Origin of the sequence: Marivita sp., from assembly GCF_017643905.1 — a bacterium.
GTDB lineage: Bacteria > Pseudomonadota > Alphaproteobacteria > Rhodobacterales > Rhodobacteraceae > Marivita.
This window is the reverse complement of record NZ_JAEPMO010000030.1, coordinates 21,248-34,462: the sequence shown is the minus strand read 5'-3', so window position 1 is coordinate 34,462 and position 13,215 is coordinate 21,248. Positions and strand designations below refer to the sequence as shown.

Annotated in this window: 13 protein-coding genes; 2 read left to right on the top strand and 11 right to left on the bottom strand. The window is 60.0% G+C overall.

Going from position 1 to position 13,215, the window contains the following annotated elements:
* Window positions 1–188: 188 nt before the first annotated feature.
* Window positions 189–623 (bottom strand): peptidylprolyl isomerase, encoded by a 435-nt coding sequence (locus JJ869_RS06735; protein WP_292265490.1) that lies wholly within the window; start codon window positions 621–623, stop codon window positions 189–191.
* 166 nt (window positions 624–789) lie between these two features.
* Window positions 790–1,248 (bottom strand): Lrp/AsnC family transcriptional regulator, encoded by a 459-nt coding sequence (locus JJ869_RS06730; RefSeq protein WP_292265489.1) that lies wholly within the window; start codon window positions 1,246–1,248, stop codon window positions 790–792.
* A 137-nt stretch (window positions 1,249–1,385) separates the two neighbouring features.
* On the opposite strand from JJ869_RS06730, the gene ald reads away from it, so the two are divergent.
* Window positions 1,386–2,507 (top strand): alanine dehydrogenase, encoded by a 1,122-nt coding sequence (ald, locus tag JJ869_RS06725; protein WP_292265488.1) that lies wholly within the window; start codon window positions 1,386–1,388, stop codon window positions 2,505–2,507.
* A gap of 57 nt (window positions 2,508–2,564) precedes the next feature.
* On the opposite strand, the gene JJ869_RS06720 is transcribed toward ald, so the two are convergent.
* The 9 genes from JJ869_RS06720 to pyk all read right to left on the bottom strand — a co-directional run bounded on the left by JJ869_RS06720 (window position 2,565) and on the right by pyk (window position 12,290).
* Window positions 2,565–4,049 carry a fused MFS/spermidine synthase gene (locus tag JJ869_RS06720; protein WP_292265487.1) on the bottom strand — a complete coding sequence of 495 codons (1,485 nt, stop codon included), beginning with the start codon at window positions 4,047–4,049 and terminating at the stop codon, window positions 2,565–2,567.
* 68 nt (window positions 4,050–4,117) lie between these two features.
* The gene (locus JJ869_RS06715) at window positions 4,118–5,095 is read right to left on the bottom strand and encodes a serine hydrolase (RefSeq protein WP_292265486.1); all 978 of its coding nucleotides are present in this window, start codon (window positions 5,093–5,095) and stop codon (window positions 4,118–4,120) included.
* 97 nt (window positions 5,096–5,192) lie between these two features.
* Entirely contained in the window at window positions 5,193–6,992 is a 1,800-nt protein-coding gene (locus JJ869_RS06710; RefSeq protein WP_292265485.1) for an NAD(P)/FAD-dependent oxidoreductase, read from the bottom strand.
* Window positions 6,993–7,164: 172 nt separating this feature from the next.
* Window positions 7,165–7,530, bottom strand: a complete 366-nt coding sequence (gene rplT / locus JJ869_RS06705) for a 50S ribosomal protein L20 (RefSeq protein ID WP_292061203.1) — start codon at window positions 7,528–7,530, stop codon at window positions 7,165–7,167.
* Between the two features lie 12 nt (window positions 7,531–7,542).
* Window positions 7,543–7,743 (bottom strand): 50S ribosomal protein L35, encoded by a 201-nt coding sequence (gene rpmI / locus JJ869_RS06700; RefSeq protein ID WP_292265484.1) that lies wholly within the window; start codon window positions 7,741–7,743, stop codon window positions 7,543–7,545.
* 110 nt (window positions 7,744–7,853) lie between these two features.
* Complete coding sequence (locus JJ869_RS06695) at window positions 7,854–8,735, bottom strand: bile acid:sodium symporter (RefSeq protein ID WP_292265483.1); 882 nt, start codon at window positions 8,733–8,735, stop codon at window positions 7,854–7,856.
* Window positions 8,736–8,740: 5 nt separating this feature from the next.
* The gene (locus JJ869_RS06690) at window positions 8,741–10,462 is read right to left on the bottom strand and encodes an AMP-binding protein (protein ID WP_292265493.1); all 1,722 of its coding nucleotides are present in this window, start codon (window positions 10,460–10,462) and stop codon (window positions 8,741–8,743) included.
* A 126-nt stretch (window positions 10,463–10,588) separates the two neighbouring features.
* A complete protein-coding gene (locus JJ869_RS06685; RefSeq protein ID WP_292265481.1) occupies window positions 10,589–10,810 on the bottom strand; it encodes a hypothetical protein in 222 nt (73 codons plus the stop codon).
* Window positions 10,811–10,844: 34 nt separating this feature from the next.
* Window positions 10,845–12,290, bottom strand: a complete 1,446-nt coding sequence (gene pyk / locus JJ869_RS06680) for a pyruvate kinase (protein WP_292265480.1) — start codon at window positions 12,288–12,290, stop codon at window positions 10,845–10,847.
* 178 nt (window positions 12,291–12,468) lie between these two features.
* On the opposite strand from pyk, the gene JJ869_RS06675 reads away from it, so the two are divergent.
* Window positions 12,469–13,206 (top strand): N-formylglutamate amidohydrolase, encoded by a 738-nt coding sequence (locus JJ869_RS06675; protein ID WP_292265479.1) that lies wholly within the window; start codon window positions 12,469–12,471, stop codon window positions 13,204–13,206.
* Window positions 13,207–13,215: the final 9 nt, after the last annotated feature.

Here is a 13,215-nt window from a genome sequence, read left to right as displayed (position 1 = left end):
TGGCAACGTATGCGCAAATCCGTTCCCGAAGATCTAAAGAGTAAGGCTTGCCCATGATCCACCTCCCAAAAGAAGTGAATCAAACAAACAGCCTCCTGTGAATCCCCTTTCGATTCAGATCAAATGCAAACCGCTTTAGACTATGCCGCTCGCCTTGGTCTGATCGGCACCGCCGGTCAGACCCCATCTCAGGCCGCTTTGATTTCGACCAACTCAACGTCGAACGTCAGATCCTGCCCGGCAAGCGGGTGGTTTGCGTCCAAGGTGACCTCGGTCTCGGTGACTTCGGCGACCATGACCGGGACAACCTGCCCCGTGGGTGTTTGCATCTGCAACTGTGTGCCCGGCTCAAGCGGAATGTCAGCCGGAATGTCGGCGCGCGGCACGGCCTGCTGTGCATTCGGGTCGCGCTGACCGTACGCCTGATCAGCAGGCACCTGTACGGTTTTGGTGTCGCCCACAGCCATGCCGGGGATCGCCTGATCGAGACCGGGGATGATGTGGCCCGCGCCAACCGTGAATTCCAAAGGCGCGCGGCCTGCGGAACTGTCGAAAGTCGAACCATCGGACAGCGTGCCAGTATAATGAATCGAAACGGTATCGCCCGTTTTAACCTGGGTCATGGAATCTCCGTATGTCGGGGGTATGAGTGTGGGAGGCCGCATCTCTGGCGGGTACTCCAGCGTGTTGATTCAGAATACCAAAACGGCGGCAAAGACACAAACCACTTGTGCCAGAGCGTGTTTTCTGCGGAATGCAGGCTCTGCTTTGCTGTGCCGAAGGTCGACCCTAGACCGGAAGCGCCGTGGTCTTGAACACCGTGCGCAGCGCAAACGAGCTTTGCATCTGCGCCACGCCGGGCAGCCGGGTGAGGTATTGCCGGTGGATGCGGGCGAAGTCCTCGGTATTTTCTGCCACGATCTTGAGAATGTAATCCGCCGTCCCTGCCATCAGGTGACATTCCAGAACATCCGGCACGCGCGCGACTGCCTTCTCGAAGGCTTCGAGCAACTCGTCGGCCTGACTGCTCAGCTTGATCTCGACAAAGACGGTTGTCGGCAGACCCAGCTTGCGCGCATTCAAGAGCGCGACATAGTCCCGGATGTACCCATCCGCTTCGAGTCTCTGAACACGACGGTGGCAGGCCGAGGCCGACAGATTGACCGACTCGGCCAGTTCCGCGTTGGAAATGCGCCCTTTGCGCTGAAGCACGCGGAGAATCCGTCGATCCGTGTCATCCAAAGACATTGCGCCAGTTTCCTCCCGAAATTTGCCCCTTTCTTCGAAGGGTCTTCGCAAGATGGCCTGGCAGTCGCCAAAGATCCATACGAAATTGCGCTGGATCCGGGGCATCCTGTCATCAGACAGAGTCGGAGGAGACAGTCATGAAAATCGGATGCCCAACCGAAATCAAACCCCAGGAATTCCGCGTCGGCATCACTCCGAGCGCGGCACAGGAAGCCGTCGCACATGGCCACACCGTTCTGATCCAGAAAGGTGCAGGCATCGGCGCAGGCTTTGACGATGCGGCCTACACCGCCGCTGGTGCGCAGATCCTCGACACCGCAGAAGAGGTGTTCGCGACCGCCGACATGATCGTCAAGGTCAAGGAACCGCAGGCGGTCGAGCGCAAGATGCTGCGCGAAGGCCAGTTGCTGTTCACCTATCTGCACCTTGCACCGGACCCCGAACAGACCAAAGACCTGCTCGCGTCGGGTTGCACCGCCATCGCCTATGAAACCGTGACCGACCGCAATGGCGGCCTGCCCCTGCTGGCACCGATGTCCGAAGTTGCCGGTAAGCTTGCGCCGCAGATGGGCGCGTGGACCTTGCAAAAGGCCAATGGCGGCCGTGGTGTACTGATGGGCGGCGTGCCCGGCGTCACTCCGGCACAGGTGGTCGTGATTGGTGGCGGCGTTGTCGGCACTCATGCGGCCCGCGTCGCGGCTGGCATGGGCGCAGACGTGACCGTGTTTGACCGCTCCCTGCCCCGCATGCGCTATCTCGATGACGTGTTCGGAGGTACTTTCCGCACCCGCTACGCCAGCCAGGCGAACATTGCCGAGATGATCACGACCGCCGACATGGTTGTGGGTGCCGTGCTTATCCCCGGTGCCGCTGCCCCCAAACTGGTGAGCCGAGCAGACCTTGGCCTGATGAAGCCGGGTTCCGCGCTTGTGGACGTGGCCATCGACCAGGGCGGATGCTTCGAGACCTCGAAAGCCACCACGCACGAGAACCCGATCTACGAGGTCGATGGCATCATGCATTACTGCGTGGCCAACATGCCGGGCGCGGTTGCCCGCACGTCGACCATCGCGCTTGGCAACGCCACGATGCCGTTCATGCTGGCATTGGCGGATAAGGGCTGGCAGCAGGCCTGTACCGACGATCCGCACCTTCTGGCAGGTCTGAACGTGCATGCAGGTCAGCTCACCTATGGTGCGGTTGGTCAGGCGCTTGGCCTTGACGTGACCGAGCCTCACAAGCTGCTCAAGGCGGCATAAAACGATCATCCAGCGCCACTCCGGCGAGGGCGCTGGCATGGGCTTGGTCGGGTTGTGTTAATCGCGCGGCCCGACCAAGCGATCTATCGGCGCGTAGTCGTCGGTCAGGTAGACGCCTGCCGCAGCAAGCTGGTCCACAAATCCGGGACCAAGCGCGGCAAAGGTGGTTTGTTCAGGCGCGGGCACCGAAAAGCTGTTTGTCGGAGTTTCCGACACGCCTGCGGCAATCACCATCACAACGCGCTCTCCGGGCGCAGGTCGCCGCGCTTCGGCCCAGACTTCGACCACCGGAAATACCCCGCGCAGCGTTGCGACCAGACTGCCGACCGCCTGCATCCGGTCCGAATAGTCGATCACGTTCATCAGATAGGTGCCATCGGGTGTGAGCCGGTCGCGGATCAGCGCAAAGAACTCGGCGGTGACCAGATGTTGCGGCACGGCTGTGTCGGTGAACGCATCCCCAATGACCACGTCATAGCGTTGATCCTCTATCAGCAGCGCCCGTCGCGCATCCATATGCAGGACGCGGATACCCGTGGGATCGAACCAGAAGTCCCGCTGCGCGAGGGCGGTCACCGCCGGATCGATCTCGGCCACCGTTGTCTGGGTAAAGCCGCGATGTGCAAAGGCGCGGGGCAACGCATAGTTGCCCCCGCCAATATGGTACGTCGCGGGGTCGGCAGATGGCGCACGAAGTCGGGTCAAGGCGTCCAGCATGGCAGCGTGATCGGTGAACATCACATCCGGTGCATCCTGAGCGGATATACCGTGCACCAAATGGTCGATGACCATGGCGCGGGTCGGATGAGAAGCATCGGCTGACACGTCGACCGATTGCAGGCAGAAATAGCGGCTTTCCAGCGTGCATGGCCCTTTTGAGAGGCCCGAGGACAGCGCAAGTGCCGCCAATGCGACAAGGCTCGCACCCTGTACCACCCGCAACCCACTGCCCAGCACAAAGCACAGCGCCGCACCTGCCGTGTAGACCAGTGTTACGGTGGTCAAAGTCCAAAGACTGCCTAGCCACGATATGAACACGAACCCCGCCAGCAGCGTACCCACGATGGCCCCAATGGCACCGGAAGCGAACATCGCGCCCAGCGCCTGCCCCTGCCGCGACGGGCCGGACAGCGACACCTGCGTCAGCAAGGGCGCCGGGATGCCCGCAAACAGCGATGGCAGAAAAAACGCGGCCAGTGTCAGCCCCGTGATGCCCCAGACGGGTTGTGGAAAAGCGCTTAGCACAGTCTCTGCCGACGCCCGCAAGGCGACACCCGCCAGTGCCGTGGTGACTGCTGCCGCGACCAGCGCCCAAGCGGTCGCCACCATCGGGTTGATGCCGGGGCGATCTGCCAGACGCCCGCCCCACCAATGCCCTGCGGAAAACCCCGCCAAGACCACGGCGATCACTGAGGTCCATGAATAAAGCGACATACCAACATAGGGCGCCAGCATGCGCCCTGCGACGATCTCCACCACCATCGACGCAGCGGAAACGGTGGCTTGCAGGGCAACAAGCAGCCAAAGGGGCGCTGTGGGCATGATCTCTCCGCACGGTTAGGGTTCATGCATCTTGCGGAGCGTGCGGACGAAGGCAAGGGAGGTTCGTGTCAGGCCAATGCCAAAACGGGTCCATCCAACAGTCGCATCAGATCGCCGAAATAGCCGCCGGATCGGGCGGGTTGGTTCGGATCGGACGTGATCGCCACGGCAAGATTGCGGGCTTTGTGTGATGCGATGATCTGGCCGCCATAGCCGCGCGCCAGCGTGTAACCCGACGGAGACAGGAACCAGCCGTAGCCGTACGAAAGGCCCGACCACGGCGACCGCGCATAGGGGATGGTCGAGGCCGCGACCCAGCTTTGCGGGATCACTTGCTCCCCTTCAAATTGACCATCATCGCGCATCAGCTTGGCGATCTTGAGCATCGCCGTCGGGCGCAATGCCATTTCATTGCCGCCCATGTAGTAGCCCTGCGGATCGCGGGTCCAAGGCGGGATTTCGATACCCAAGGACCGTCCAATCCGCTCACGTGCCTGCGCAAGCAGGCTTTGCCCCGTGGCCTCGGTCAGGGCCGCGCCCAGAATATGGGTCGATCCGGTCGAATAGAGCATCTGTCCACCGGGTTCGGCCACCATTGGCCGCGACAGCGCATCTGCCAGCCAGTTGCGGGAATTCACCCATGCGCCGTAGTTCTGACCCGACGTGCGTTCCAACCCTGCGCGCAAGGTGACAAGGTCTTCGAGAGTGATGTCCGCCGCCCCCGGAGTGGCATTGGAAGGCAGGATATTGGGCGCGACTTCGGAGAGCGGTGCTTGCACCGAAGCCACCTCGCCCCGGTCGATGGCAGCTCCCAGCAAGAGCGCAACAATGCTCTTGGAGCAGGATTTGATGTTAGCAAGCCGATCAAGACCGGGTCCGCGAGGCGCCTCGGCGATTACAGTTTCGTCGCCCTTGCTGACCTGAATGGAATGCAACTGCGGCAAAGCATCAATCGCGCTGCGCAGGTCGTCGGTCTGCGCCCGCGCAAGGAATGGCGCGCATAATGCGGCGGCTGTCGTTGTCAGGAATGTACGTCGGTGCATCATGCGTTTGGGTGTAACGCCCTAAGACCGCGAGTCCAGAACGCCGCTGTCACGACTCCGTGCATTGGGGCGGACCAAACGGCCCGCCCCAATGCCGACATTACGACGTGTGATGCACCTCTTGCAGCGCATAAACCGGGGTCGGGATACCTTCCATCCGGGCCTTGATCTGCAAGGCAAGGAACTGCGAATAGTGCCGCGATTGATGCAGGTTGCCGCCATGGAACCACAGGTTTTCCTGCTGCGTCGGCTTCCACATGTTGCGCTGTTCACCTTCCCAAGGGCCGGGGTCCTTGGTGGTGTTCGACCCAAGTCCCCAGACCTTGCCCACCTTGTCAGCCATCTCTTGGCCCATCAGATCAGCCACCCAGCCGTTCATGGAGTTGTAGCCGGTCGCCAGCACGATCAGATCCGCTTCAAGCTTTTCGCCGGTGTCGAGGATGACCCCGTCTTCAACGATCTCCGTCACCTGCCCGCGCTTGAGCTTGATCTCTCCGTCGATGATCAGCTGGCTCGCACCCACGTCGATGTAATAGCCGGAGCCGCGCCGCAGATACTTCATGAAGAGACCTGAGTCGTCGTCCCCCCAGTCAAGCCAGAAGCCCGCTTTTTCCAACCCTTCGTAGAACTCTTTGTCCTGCTCCTTCATCGCGGCATAGGCCGGGATCTGGAACTCGTGCAGGATGGCATAGGGCAGGGACGCAAAGATCAGATCGGCCTTTTCGGTGGTCATTCCCGCATTGACGGCGCGTTCGGAATAGAGGTCGCCCAGACCGATCTCCATCAGCGTGTCAGACCGCACGATGTGGGTCGAGGACCGCTGGACCATGGTCACGTCGGCGTCATGCTCCCAAAGGGCCGCGCAGATGTCATGCGCCGAGTTGTTCGACCCGATGACAACGCATTTCTTGCCCTTGTAGCGATCCGGGCCGGGGTGCTGCGAGGAATGGTGGATATCGCCCTTGAACTTGTCCATTCCCGGCAAATCCGGGATGCGCGCCTTGCCGGACATACCCGTTGCCATGACCAGTTGCTTGGGCCGCAGGGTGACTTCCTCTCCATCGCGGTCGACCACAACGGTCCATTCCTGCTTGGCCTCGTCATAGTTGGCCGATTTGGCGGTGGTGCGGGTCCAGTAATTTAGCTCCATCACCTTGGTGTACATTTCCAGCCAGTCACCGATCTTGTCCTTCGGGGCAAAGACGGGCCAGTTTTCAGGGAACTTGATGTATGGAAGATGGTCGTACCAGACCGGGTCATGCAGGCAAAGCGACTTGTAGCGCTTGCGCCAGCTGTCACCCGGGCGGTCGTTCTTTTCCACGATGATCGTCGGCACACCCAATTGGCGCAAACGTGCGCCAAGAGCGATGCCGCCCTGCCCGCCGCCGATGATCAGCGTATAGGGTTGGGAGGTGTAGCCGAGTTCGCTCGCCTCTGCCTCCCGTTCTTCCTTCCAAGTGGTCCGGTTCTTGCCGGCCCCGTGCTTGGCCCCCAACGGACGGTCAAACCCTTTGGGTTCTTCATAGCCCTTAAGTTCGACCATGGTTGTCAGCAGCGTCCAGATTTTGCCCTCGCGCAGCCGGATCAAACCAAACCCTCGGGCGACCTCTGTCTCGAAGGTAATCCAGGCGGTCACGATCCCGCCGTCTTCGGTCACGACCTCACCTTCAGCGATGGCCCAATTGTGCGGTTTGGTCGCGGCAAGCTGATGTTTCAGCATATCCTCGACCTGATCCTTGCCTTCGACTGTTTTGATATTCCAGGTGAAGGTGACAAGATCGCGCCAGTAGCAATCGTCTGCGAACATCTCGCGGGCGCGCGTGATGTCGCCTTCTTCCAGCGCCTTCCCGAATTCATCAAGAAAGGCCTGCGTGGTGTCGGACAATGTCGAGTCGAGCATAAATTCCTCCCAGATTTTTTGCTGTTCTGATCTGAGAGTGCCAACAGCGACCCTATGACGCTAGGGAAACTTTGGTCGTGTTGCGGGATCGGCGGATTGGGGTGTCTGATGCCGAAACGAAAAAAGCCCCGCTGAACCAGCGGGGCTTTCTTTATTCAGAACTCTGGGTCGCTTACGCGGCCAGTGCGCCTTTGGCCTGTTCGACGATCGCGCCGAAGGCTTCGGGCTCGTGCACGGCCAGATCGGCCAGCACTTTGCGGTCCACTTCAATGCCGGCCAGGTTCAGGCCGTTGATGAAGCGGGAATATGTCAGCGCTTCGTCATGCAGACGCACAGCCGCGTTGATCCGCTGGATCCACAGTGCGCGGAAGTTGCGCTTGCGGTTCTTGCGGTCGCGTGTGGCGTACTGGTTCGCCTTGTCGACGGCCTGACGTGCAACCTTGAAGGTGTTCTTGCGGCGGCCATAGTAACCTTTGGCGGCCTTGATGACCTTCTTGTGACGGGCGTGTGTGGTGGTTCCGCCTTTTACTCGGGACATGTCAATTCCTCCTTAGCGCGCGTAGGGCATCATCGGCTTGATGATCTGTTCATCAGCCTTCGACAGCGTGGTGGTTCCGCGCGCGTCGCGGATGAACTTCTTGTGGCGCTTGATCATGCCGTGGCGTTTGCCAGCCTGACCTGCCTTGATGCGGCCCGTGGCCGTCACCTTGAACCGCTTTTTGCAGCTCGACTTTGTCTTCATCTTCGGCATTTCCGTCTCCTGTCTTCAGATCGGTGAACGCGCGACTCGGTATGCCAATTCGACCGGTCCCGCGGGTAGAGCGCGCCGTATAGGCGGGGTTCGAGGGCAATGCAACTGTTTCAGAGCAGGCTGTCCGGGATTTTCTGCTCTGCCGCCGTGTTGGCGCGTCGGAACACCAAGGTCACGCACGTCGATACGATCACGATGAACAGCGAATAGAGCACGGGCACCGCCATGACCGCCTGCGCCTCGGACCCCTGAAAGGTGAATACGATGATCGCTATCGCCAGTGGTCCGTTCTGGATGCCCGTCTCAAGCGCCACGGTCCGCGCATTGCGGGGATGCAGACGCAAGGCGCGGGCAAACAGATAGCCGATTGTGATTCCAAACAAACCCAGACCAATAGATGCGAAATAGGTGGCAGGCGTGGTTTCCAGCAGGAACTGCCAGTTTCGCGGTATCCAGCTGACCATCAGGAAGACGATAAAGAACAGTGCCAGCGCAGAGCCAAAGAACTCTGTCACCGCTCCCACATTGGCGCTCAGCTTTCGCAGAACCATTCCAATGGCCACCGGAACAAGCAGCAGAACCAGCGTAACGATGATGTTCTCTCGCGGAATCTCGAGATCAAGCGCGGACGCATAGAGCACCAGCACCAGCGGGATCAGCACGACACCGGTGACAGTCGATGTCACCGTCATCAGAACCGACAGCGCCAAATTGCCCTTGGAGAAGTAGGTAAAGATGTTCGAGGTCGTCCCACCCGGCATACAGGCCATGATGAGAATGCCCAGCGCGATGGTCTCGGGCACAACCAGAAACGTCGCTAGCAGGAACCCGATCAGCGGCATGAACCCGTATTGAGAGATCACCCCGATGGCGAGACCGTAGGGGCGCCGCAAAGCCAGATAGAAGTCTCGCGGTGTGAGGGACGCGCCCATGCCCAGCATGATGACGAAGATCATCAGCGCCAGCAGCGCTTGTTCGAAGGCTCCAACCATGCCCGTTACTCCGCTGCGATGCGGGCCAGTTCTTCGGCGCGCAGGTCTTTTCTGAGGATTTTTCCGACGTTCGATTTCGGCAGCTCATCGCGGAATTCGACCCGCTTGGGCACCTTGTAGGCGGTCAGATGCGCTTTGCAGTGAGCACGGATGTCCGCTTCGGTCAGGCCGTTGTCGCGTTTGACGACAAAGGCTTTGACCGCCTCACCTGTTCCATCGTCGGGCACGCCGATGACCGCCGCCTCCAAGATACCGGGGTGTTGCGCGAGGCAGTCTTCGACCTCGTTCGGATACACGTTGAAGCCCGACACAACGACCATGTCCTTCTTTCGGTCGACAATGCGGAAATAGCCATCCGGGTCCATGACACCGATATCTCCGCTTAGGAACCACCCATCGCGCAGCGCATGCGCGGTCTCTTCGGGTTTGTTCCAGTACCCGGCCATGATCTGCGGGCCTTTGGCCGCGATCTCTCCGGTTTGGCCTTGGGGAACCGGGTTCCCAGCTTCGTCCAGACAAACGACCATTGTTCCGGGCACAGGAATCCCGATGGACCCATCCCGCGTTTTGCCAAGCGGGTTGAACGTCAGCACTGGCGAAGTTTCGGTCAGGCCATACCCCTGCAAAACAGACTTGCCCGTGATGCCTTCCCATTTTTGCGCGACGGCTGCTTGCAATGCCATACCGCCCGCAGATGAGAATTTGAGATTTTTGGGCGGGCTGTCGGTAAACCAGATCTCGTTGGTCAGCCCATTGAACAATGTGTTCACCCCGCTCATCCACGTGATCTTGTAATTCTCAAACGCCCGCTTGAGGTTCGACAGAGGCCGTGGATTGGGGATCAGGATATTGCGCGCGCCAAGCCAGTAGAAGGCCAGCATGTTCACGGTAAAGGCGAAGATGTGGTAGAGTGGCAACGCGGTCAGGGCGATTTCCTTGCCCTTCTCGACGCCCTCCAGCATCTCCATCGTCTGTTCCATGTTCATGATGAGGTTGGCATGGGTCAGCATCGCGCCCTTGGCGACGCCGGTTGTCCCGCCGGTATATTGTAGGCAGGCGACGTCATGCGCATCCACGGTCTGGGAATAGACGTCGGGCGCAATGCGTTCGCGCTGCATGTGATCACGCCCAGCGCCCAAAGCGTCCGGAAGGCGAATATAGGCAACCTCGACAGGCTTGACCGACTTGTCCCAGTGTTTTTGCACCAAACCGACAATCCCGCGCGGCAGGGATGGCAAGAATTCAGCAACCCGCGTGACGATGATGTTGGGGATCGGATGGCCTTGGGTCGCCGCCGGGATCTTGTCGGCGAACATATCCACGATCACCAGTGCATGTGGTTCGGCATCGGTGAACTGTTTTGCCATCTCTTCGGCGGTATAGAGCGGGTTGACGTTCACAAGGATGCACCCCGCCTTCAGAATGCCGAAGGCCGCGACCGGGAAAGACAGACAGTTCGGCATCTGAAGCGCGACGCGATCGCCTTGGTTCAAGCCTGCGACCTCGCGCAGATAGACCGCAAAGGCATCGGACATCTCGTCCACTTGGCGAAAGCTCAACGTGCCGTTCATGCCGTTTGGCAAACAGGTCGTGAACGCTGGTGCGTCGCCAAATGTGCTCGACACCGACCGGATCAAATCCGCCAGAGTGCGATACGATGCCGTCTCGATGTCCTTGCGAACCTTCGGACCATAAAAAGCCGTCCAGGGACGCGCCTCTGCTGTCATGTCATCTTCCTCCCAATACATCGCCCGGCCGCCTCCACGATCCGGGCGATATGTCTGAGAGAAGTGCTAAAGGCATATACGAGATTGATCTATAGTGATCGAACGTCACAAATCTCGACAATCACCTTAGGTAAAGCCGCGAAGAACCCGCGCGACAACTTCGGGGATGGCTTCAATCGCGTAGCCGCCCGACTTGTTCGAGATGGCCCAGACCATCATAGTACCCGCGATCATCAGCGTGATCGTGGCAATCCGCGGCCTTTCGCCCTTGGAGACGGCTGATACGACCGCGGGAATGGACAACACCCCAAGCCCGAGGCCGATAACAAAAAGCGTATCAGGATCCATTACGACCTGCTCCCACTGGTTACACGGGGGCAGGTTACTCCGGATCAGTGTTGTAGATCAAACGTTCGTCACAAGGGGCCACACGAAGAATATTCGTTGTGCCCGGCGTATTGAACGGCACACCAGCCGTCACAAGGATTTGGTCCGTCGGCTCCGCATAGCCTCCGGCGCGTGCCGCGCGAGCGGCATTGACCACCGCCTGTTTGAAGCGCTCGAGCTCGCCGGTGATCACGCAATTCGTGCCCCAAGTCAGGGCCAGACGGCGCGCCGTCCGGATGTGGTTGGTCATTGCAATGATCGGAACGCGTGGGCGCTCCCTTGCCGTGAGAAGCGCGGTCGTGCCAGAGGATGTGAAACAGCAGATTGCCTTGATGTCCGTGGTTTCCGCAATCTCACGTGCAGCGGCCACGATCCCGTCCGCGACGGTGGCCCGCTTGGCCACACGCGAGGCTTCCATGATTTCGGTGTAGGTCGGATCGCTTTCCACTTCGATGGCCACGTTGTTCATCGTGGTCACCGCCTCGACCGGATAGGCCCCAGCCGCTGATTCCGCCGACAGCATGATGGCGTCAGAGCCTTCGTAGATCGCGGTCGCAACGTCGGAGACTTCGGCACGCGTGGGCATTGGCGACTCGATCATCGACTCGAGCATCTGTGTTGCCACGATCACCGGCTTGGCCGCCGCGCGGCAACGACGGATCAGACGCTTCTGGATCGGAGGAACGTTCTGCACGGGAAGTTCCACACCCAGATCGCCACGGGCGACCATGATCCCGTCGGACACTTCGAGAATCTCATCGAAGGCTTTGACGCCAGCCGGCTTTTCGATCTTCGACAGAATGGCTGCACGGCCTTTGCACAGCTCGCGTGCCTCGATCACGTCCTGCGCGCGCTGCACAAAGCTCAGGGCGAGCCAGTCAACGCCCAAATCTGCGACGAATTCGAGATCAAGGCGATCCTTCTCGGACAGCGCCGCCAGCGGCAGAACCACGTCCGGAACGTTGACGCCCTTGCGATTGGAAATCGTGCCGCCGGTGACCACTTTGCAATCAGCGAAATCCTTGCCGCAGGATTCGACTTTCAAGCGGATCTTGCCGTCATTCACCAATAGATGCGCGCCCGGCTCAAGAGCGGCAAAAATTTCGGGATGCGGCAGCGTCACACGGTCGATGCTGCCTTCCTTTTCCGCAAGGTCCAGACGGAAGCTTGCGCCCTCCTCCAGTTCCTCTTCACCATTGGCGAACACGCCCACACGGAGCTTCGGCCCCTGAAGGTCGGCCAGAATGCCGATCGTGCTGTCGAGATCTTTTTCGACCTGCCGGATAATGGCATGGCGCTCGGCGATCTCGGCATGGCTGCCATGACTCATGTTGAGACGAAAGACATCTGCCCCTGCCTCGTGCAGGGCCCGGATCATCTCGTAGCTGCTTGACGCTGGGCCAAGGGTGGCCACGATTTTCACACTCCGCAAACGTCTCATCGGGAATTCAATCCTTCACCTGTGTTCTGGCAGTCCATTTGCCGGTCATGGCAAACTGTGACCGCGTGTCGGGCAAGATGGCACCACCATGTTACCGCTAACTTCCGGTTTGGGTTATTGCCCATTTCCCTTTCCTGCGCAACTCAACTATCTGATGCGTTCGGGAGATCACACACCTATGACATATGTCCCATTTTTTGTGCATGGAGAGAACCGGTCCACACGCTGGCTGATCTCCTGCGATCATGCAACGAATACGGTGCCGCCCGATCTTGGGGGCTCGCTCGGGCTGACCGAGGCCGACATGTCGAGGCATATTGCATTCGATCCCGGAGCCGCCGGAGTCACCCGCGCTTTGGCGGATGCCTTGGGCGGAACTGCGATCCTTTCGAACTTTTCCCGCCTGGTGATTGACCCGAACCGGGGCGAAGACGATCCCACCCTGTTGATGCGCCTCTACGACGGGTCGGTGATTCCGGGCAATCGCAACGCGGACGCGGCAGAGAAGACACGCAGGCTCAACGCCTATTACCGACCCTATCACGACGCTCTGTCTGCGCTTGCCGCGCGGCGTGACGATACGGTGATTGTGGCCATCCATTCGTTCACCCGCCAGCTTAAAGCGCGACCAAGCCGCCCATGGCATGTCGGTATCCTGCACGCTTACGATCGCCGCCTGTCCGACCCGCTGATCGCGGCGTTGCAGGCGGAACCCGATCTGGTGGTTGGACGGAACGAGCCCTATCCCGGCCATCTGCCCGGCGATGCGATTGACCGACACGCCTTGCATCATGGCCGCCTGAACACACTTATCGAATTGCGAAACGACCTGATCGCCACTGAAGCGTCTCAAGTGGGATGGGGCAAACGCCTTGCGCCGATGTTGCAAGCGGCCTTGGCGCAGGTGACGGATTGAACCGGAGGA

Coding starts and splice junctions, on each gene's coding strand:
- JJ869_RS06685 (WP_292265481.1), bottom strand. CDS start 10,810: ATGGATCCTGATACGCTTTTTGTTATCGGCCTCGGGCTTGGGGTGTTG.
- pyk (WP_292265480.1), bottom strand. CDS start 12,290: ATGAGACGTTTGCGGAGTGTGAAAATCGTGGCCACCCTTGGCCCAGCG.
- JJ869_RS06690 (WP_292265493.1), bottom strand. CDS start 10,462: ATGACAGCAGAGGCGCGTCCCTGGACGGCTTTTTATGGTCCGAAGGTT.
- JJ869_RS06735 (WP_292265490.1), bottom strand. CDS start 623: ATGACCCAGGTTAAAACGGGCGATACCGTTTCGATTCATTATACTGGC.
- rplT (WP_292061203.1), bottom strand. CDS start 7,530: ATGTCCCGAGTAAAAGGCGGAACCACCACACACGCCCGTCACAAGAAG.
- JJ869_RS06695 (WP_292265483.1), bottom strand. CDS start 8,735: ATGGTTGGAGCCTTCGAACAAGCGCTGCTGGCGCTGATGATCTTCGTC.
- JJ869_RS06710 (WP_292265485.1), bottom strand. CDS start 6,992: ATGCTCGACTCGACATTGTCCGACACCACGCAGGCCTTTCTTGATGAA.
- JJ869_RS06675 (WP_292265479.1), top strand. CDS start 12,469: ATGACATATGTCCCATTTTTTGTGCATGGAGAGAACCGGTCCACACGC.
- JJ869_RS06720 (WP_292265487.1), bottom strand. CDS start 4,049: ATGCCCACAGCGCCCCTTTGGCTGCTTGTTGCCCTGCAAGCCACCGTT.
- rpmI (WP_292265484.1), bottom strand. CDS start 7,743: ATGCCGAAGATGAAGACAAAGTCGAGCTGCAAAAAGCGGTTCAAGGTG.
- JJ869_RS06730 (WP_292265489.1), bottom strand. CDS start 1,248: ATGTCTTTGGATGACACGGATCGACGGATTCTCCGCGTGCTTCAGCGC.
- ald (WP_292265488.1), top strand. CDS start 1,386: ATGAAAATCGGATGCCCAACCGAAATCAAACCCCAGGAATTCCGCGTC.
- JJ869_RS06715 (WP_292265486.1), bottom strand. CDS start 5,095: ATGATGCACCGACGTACATTCCTGACAACGACAGCCGCCGCATTATGC.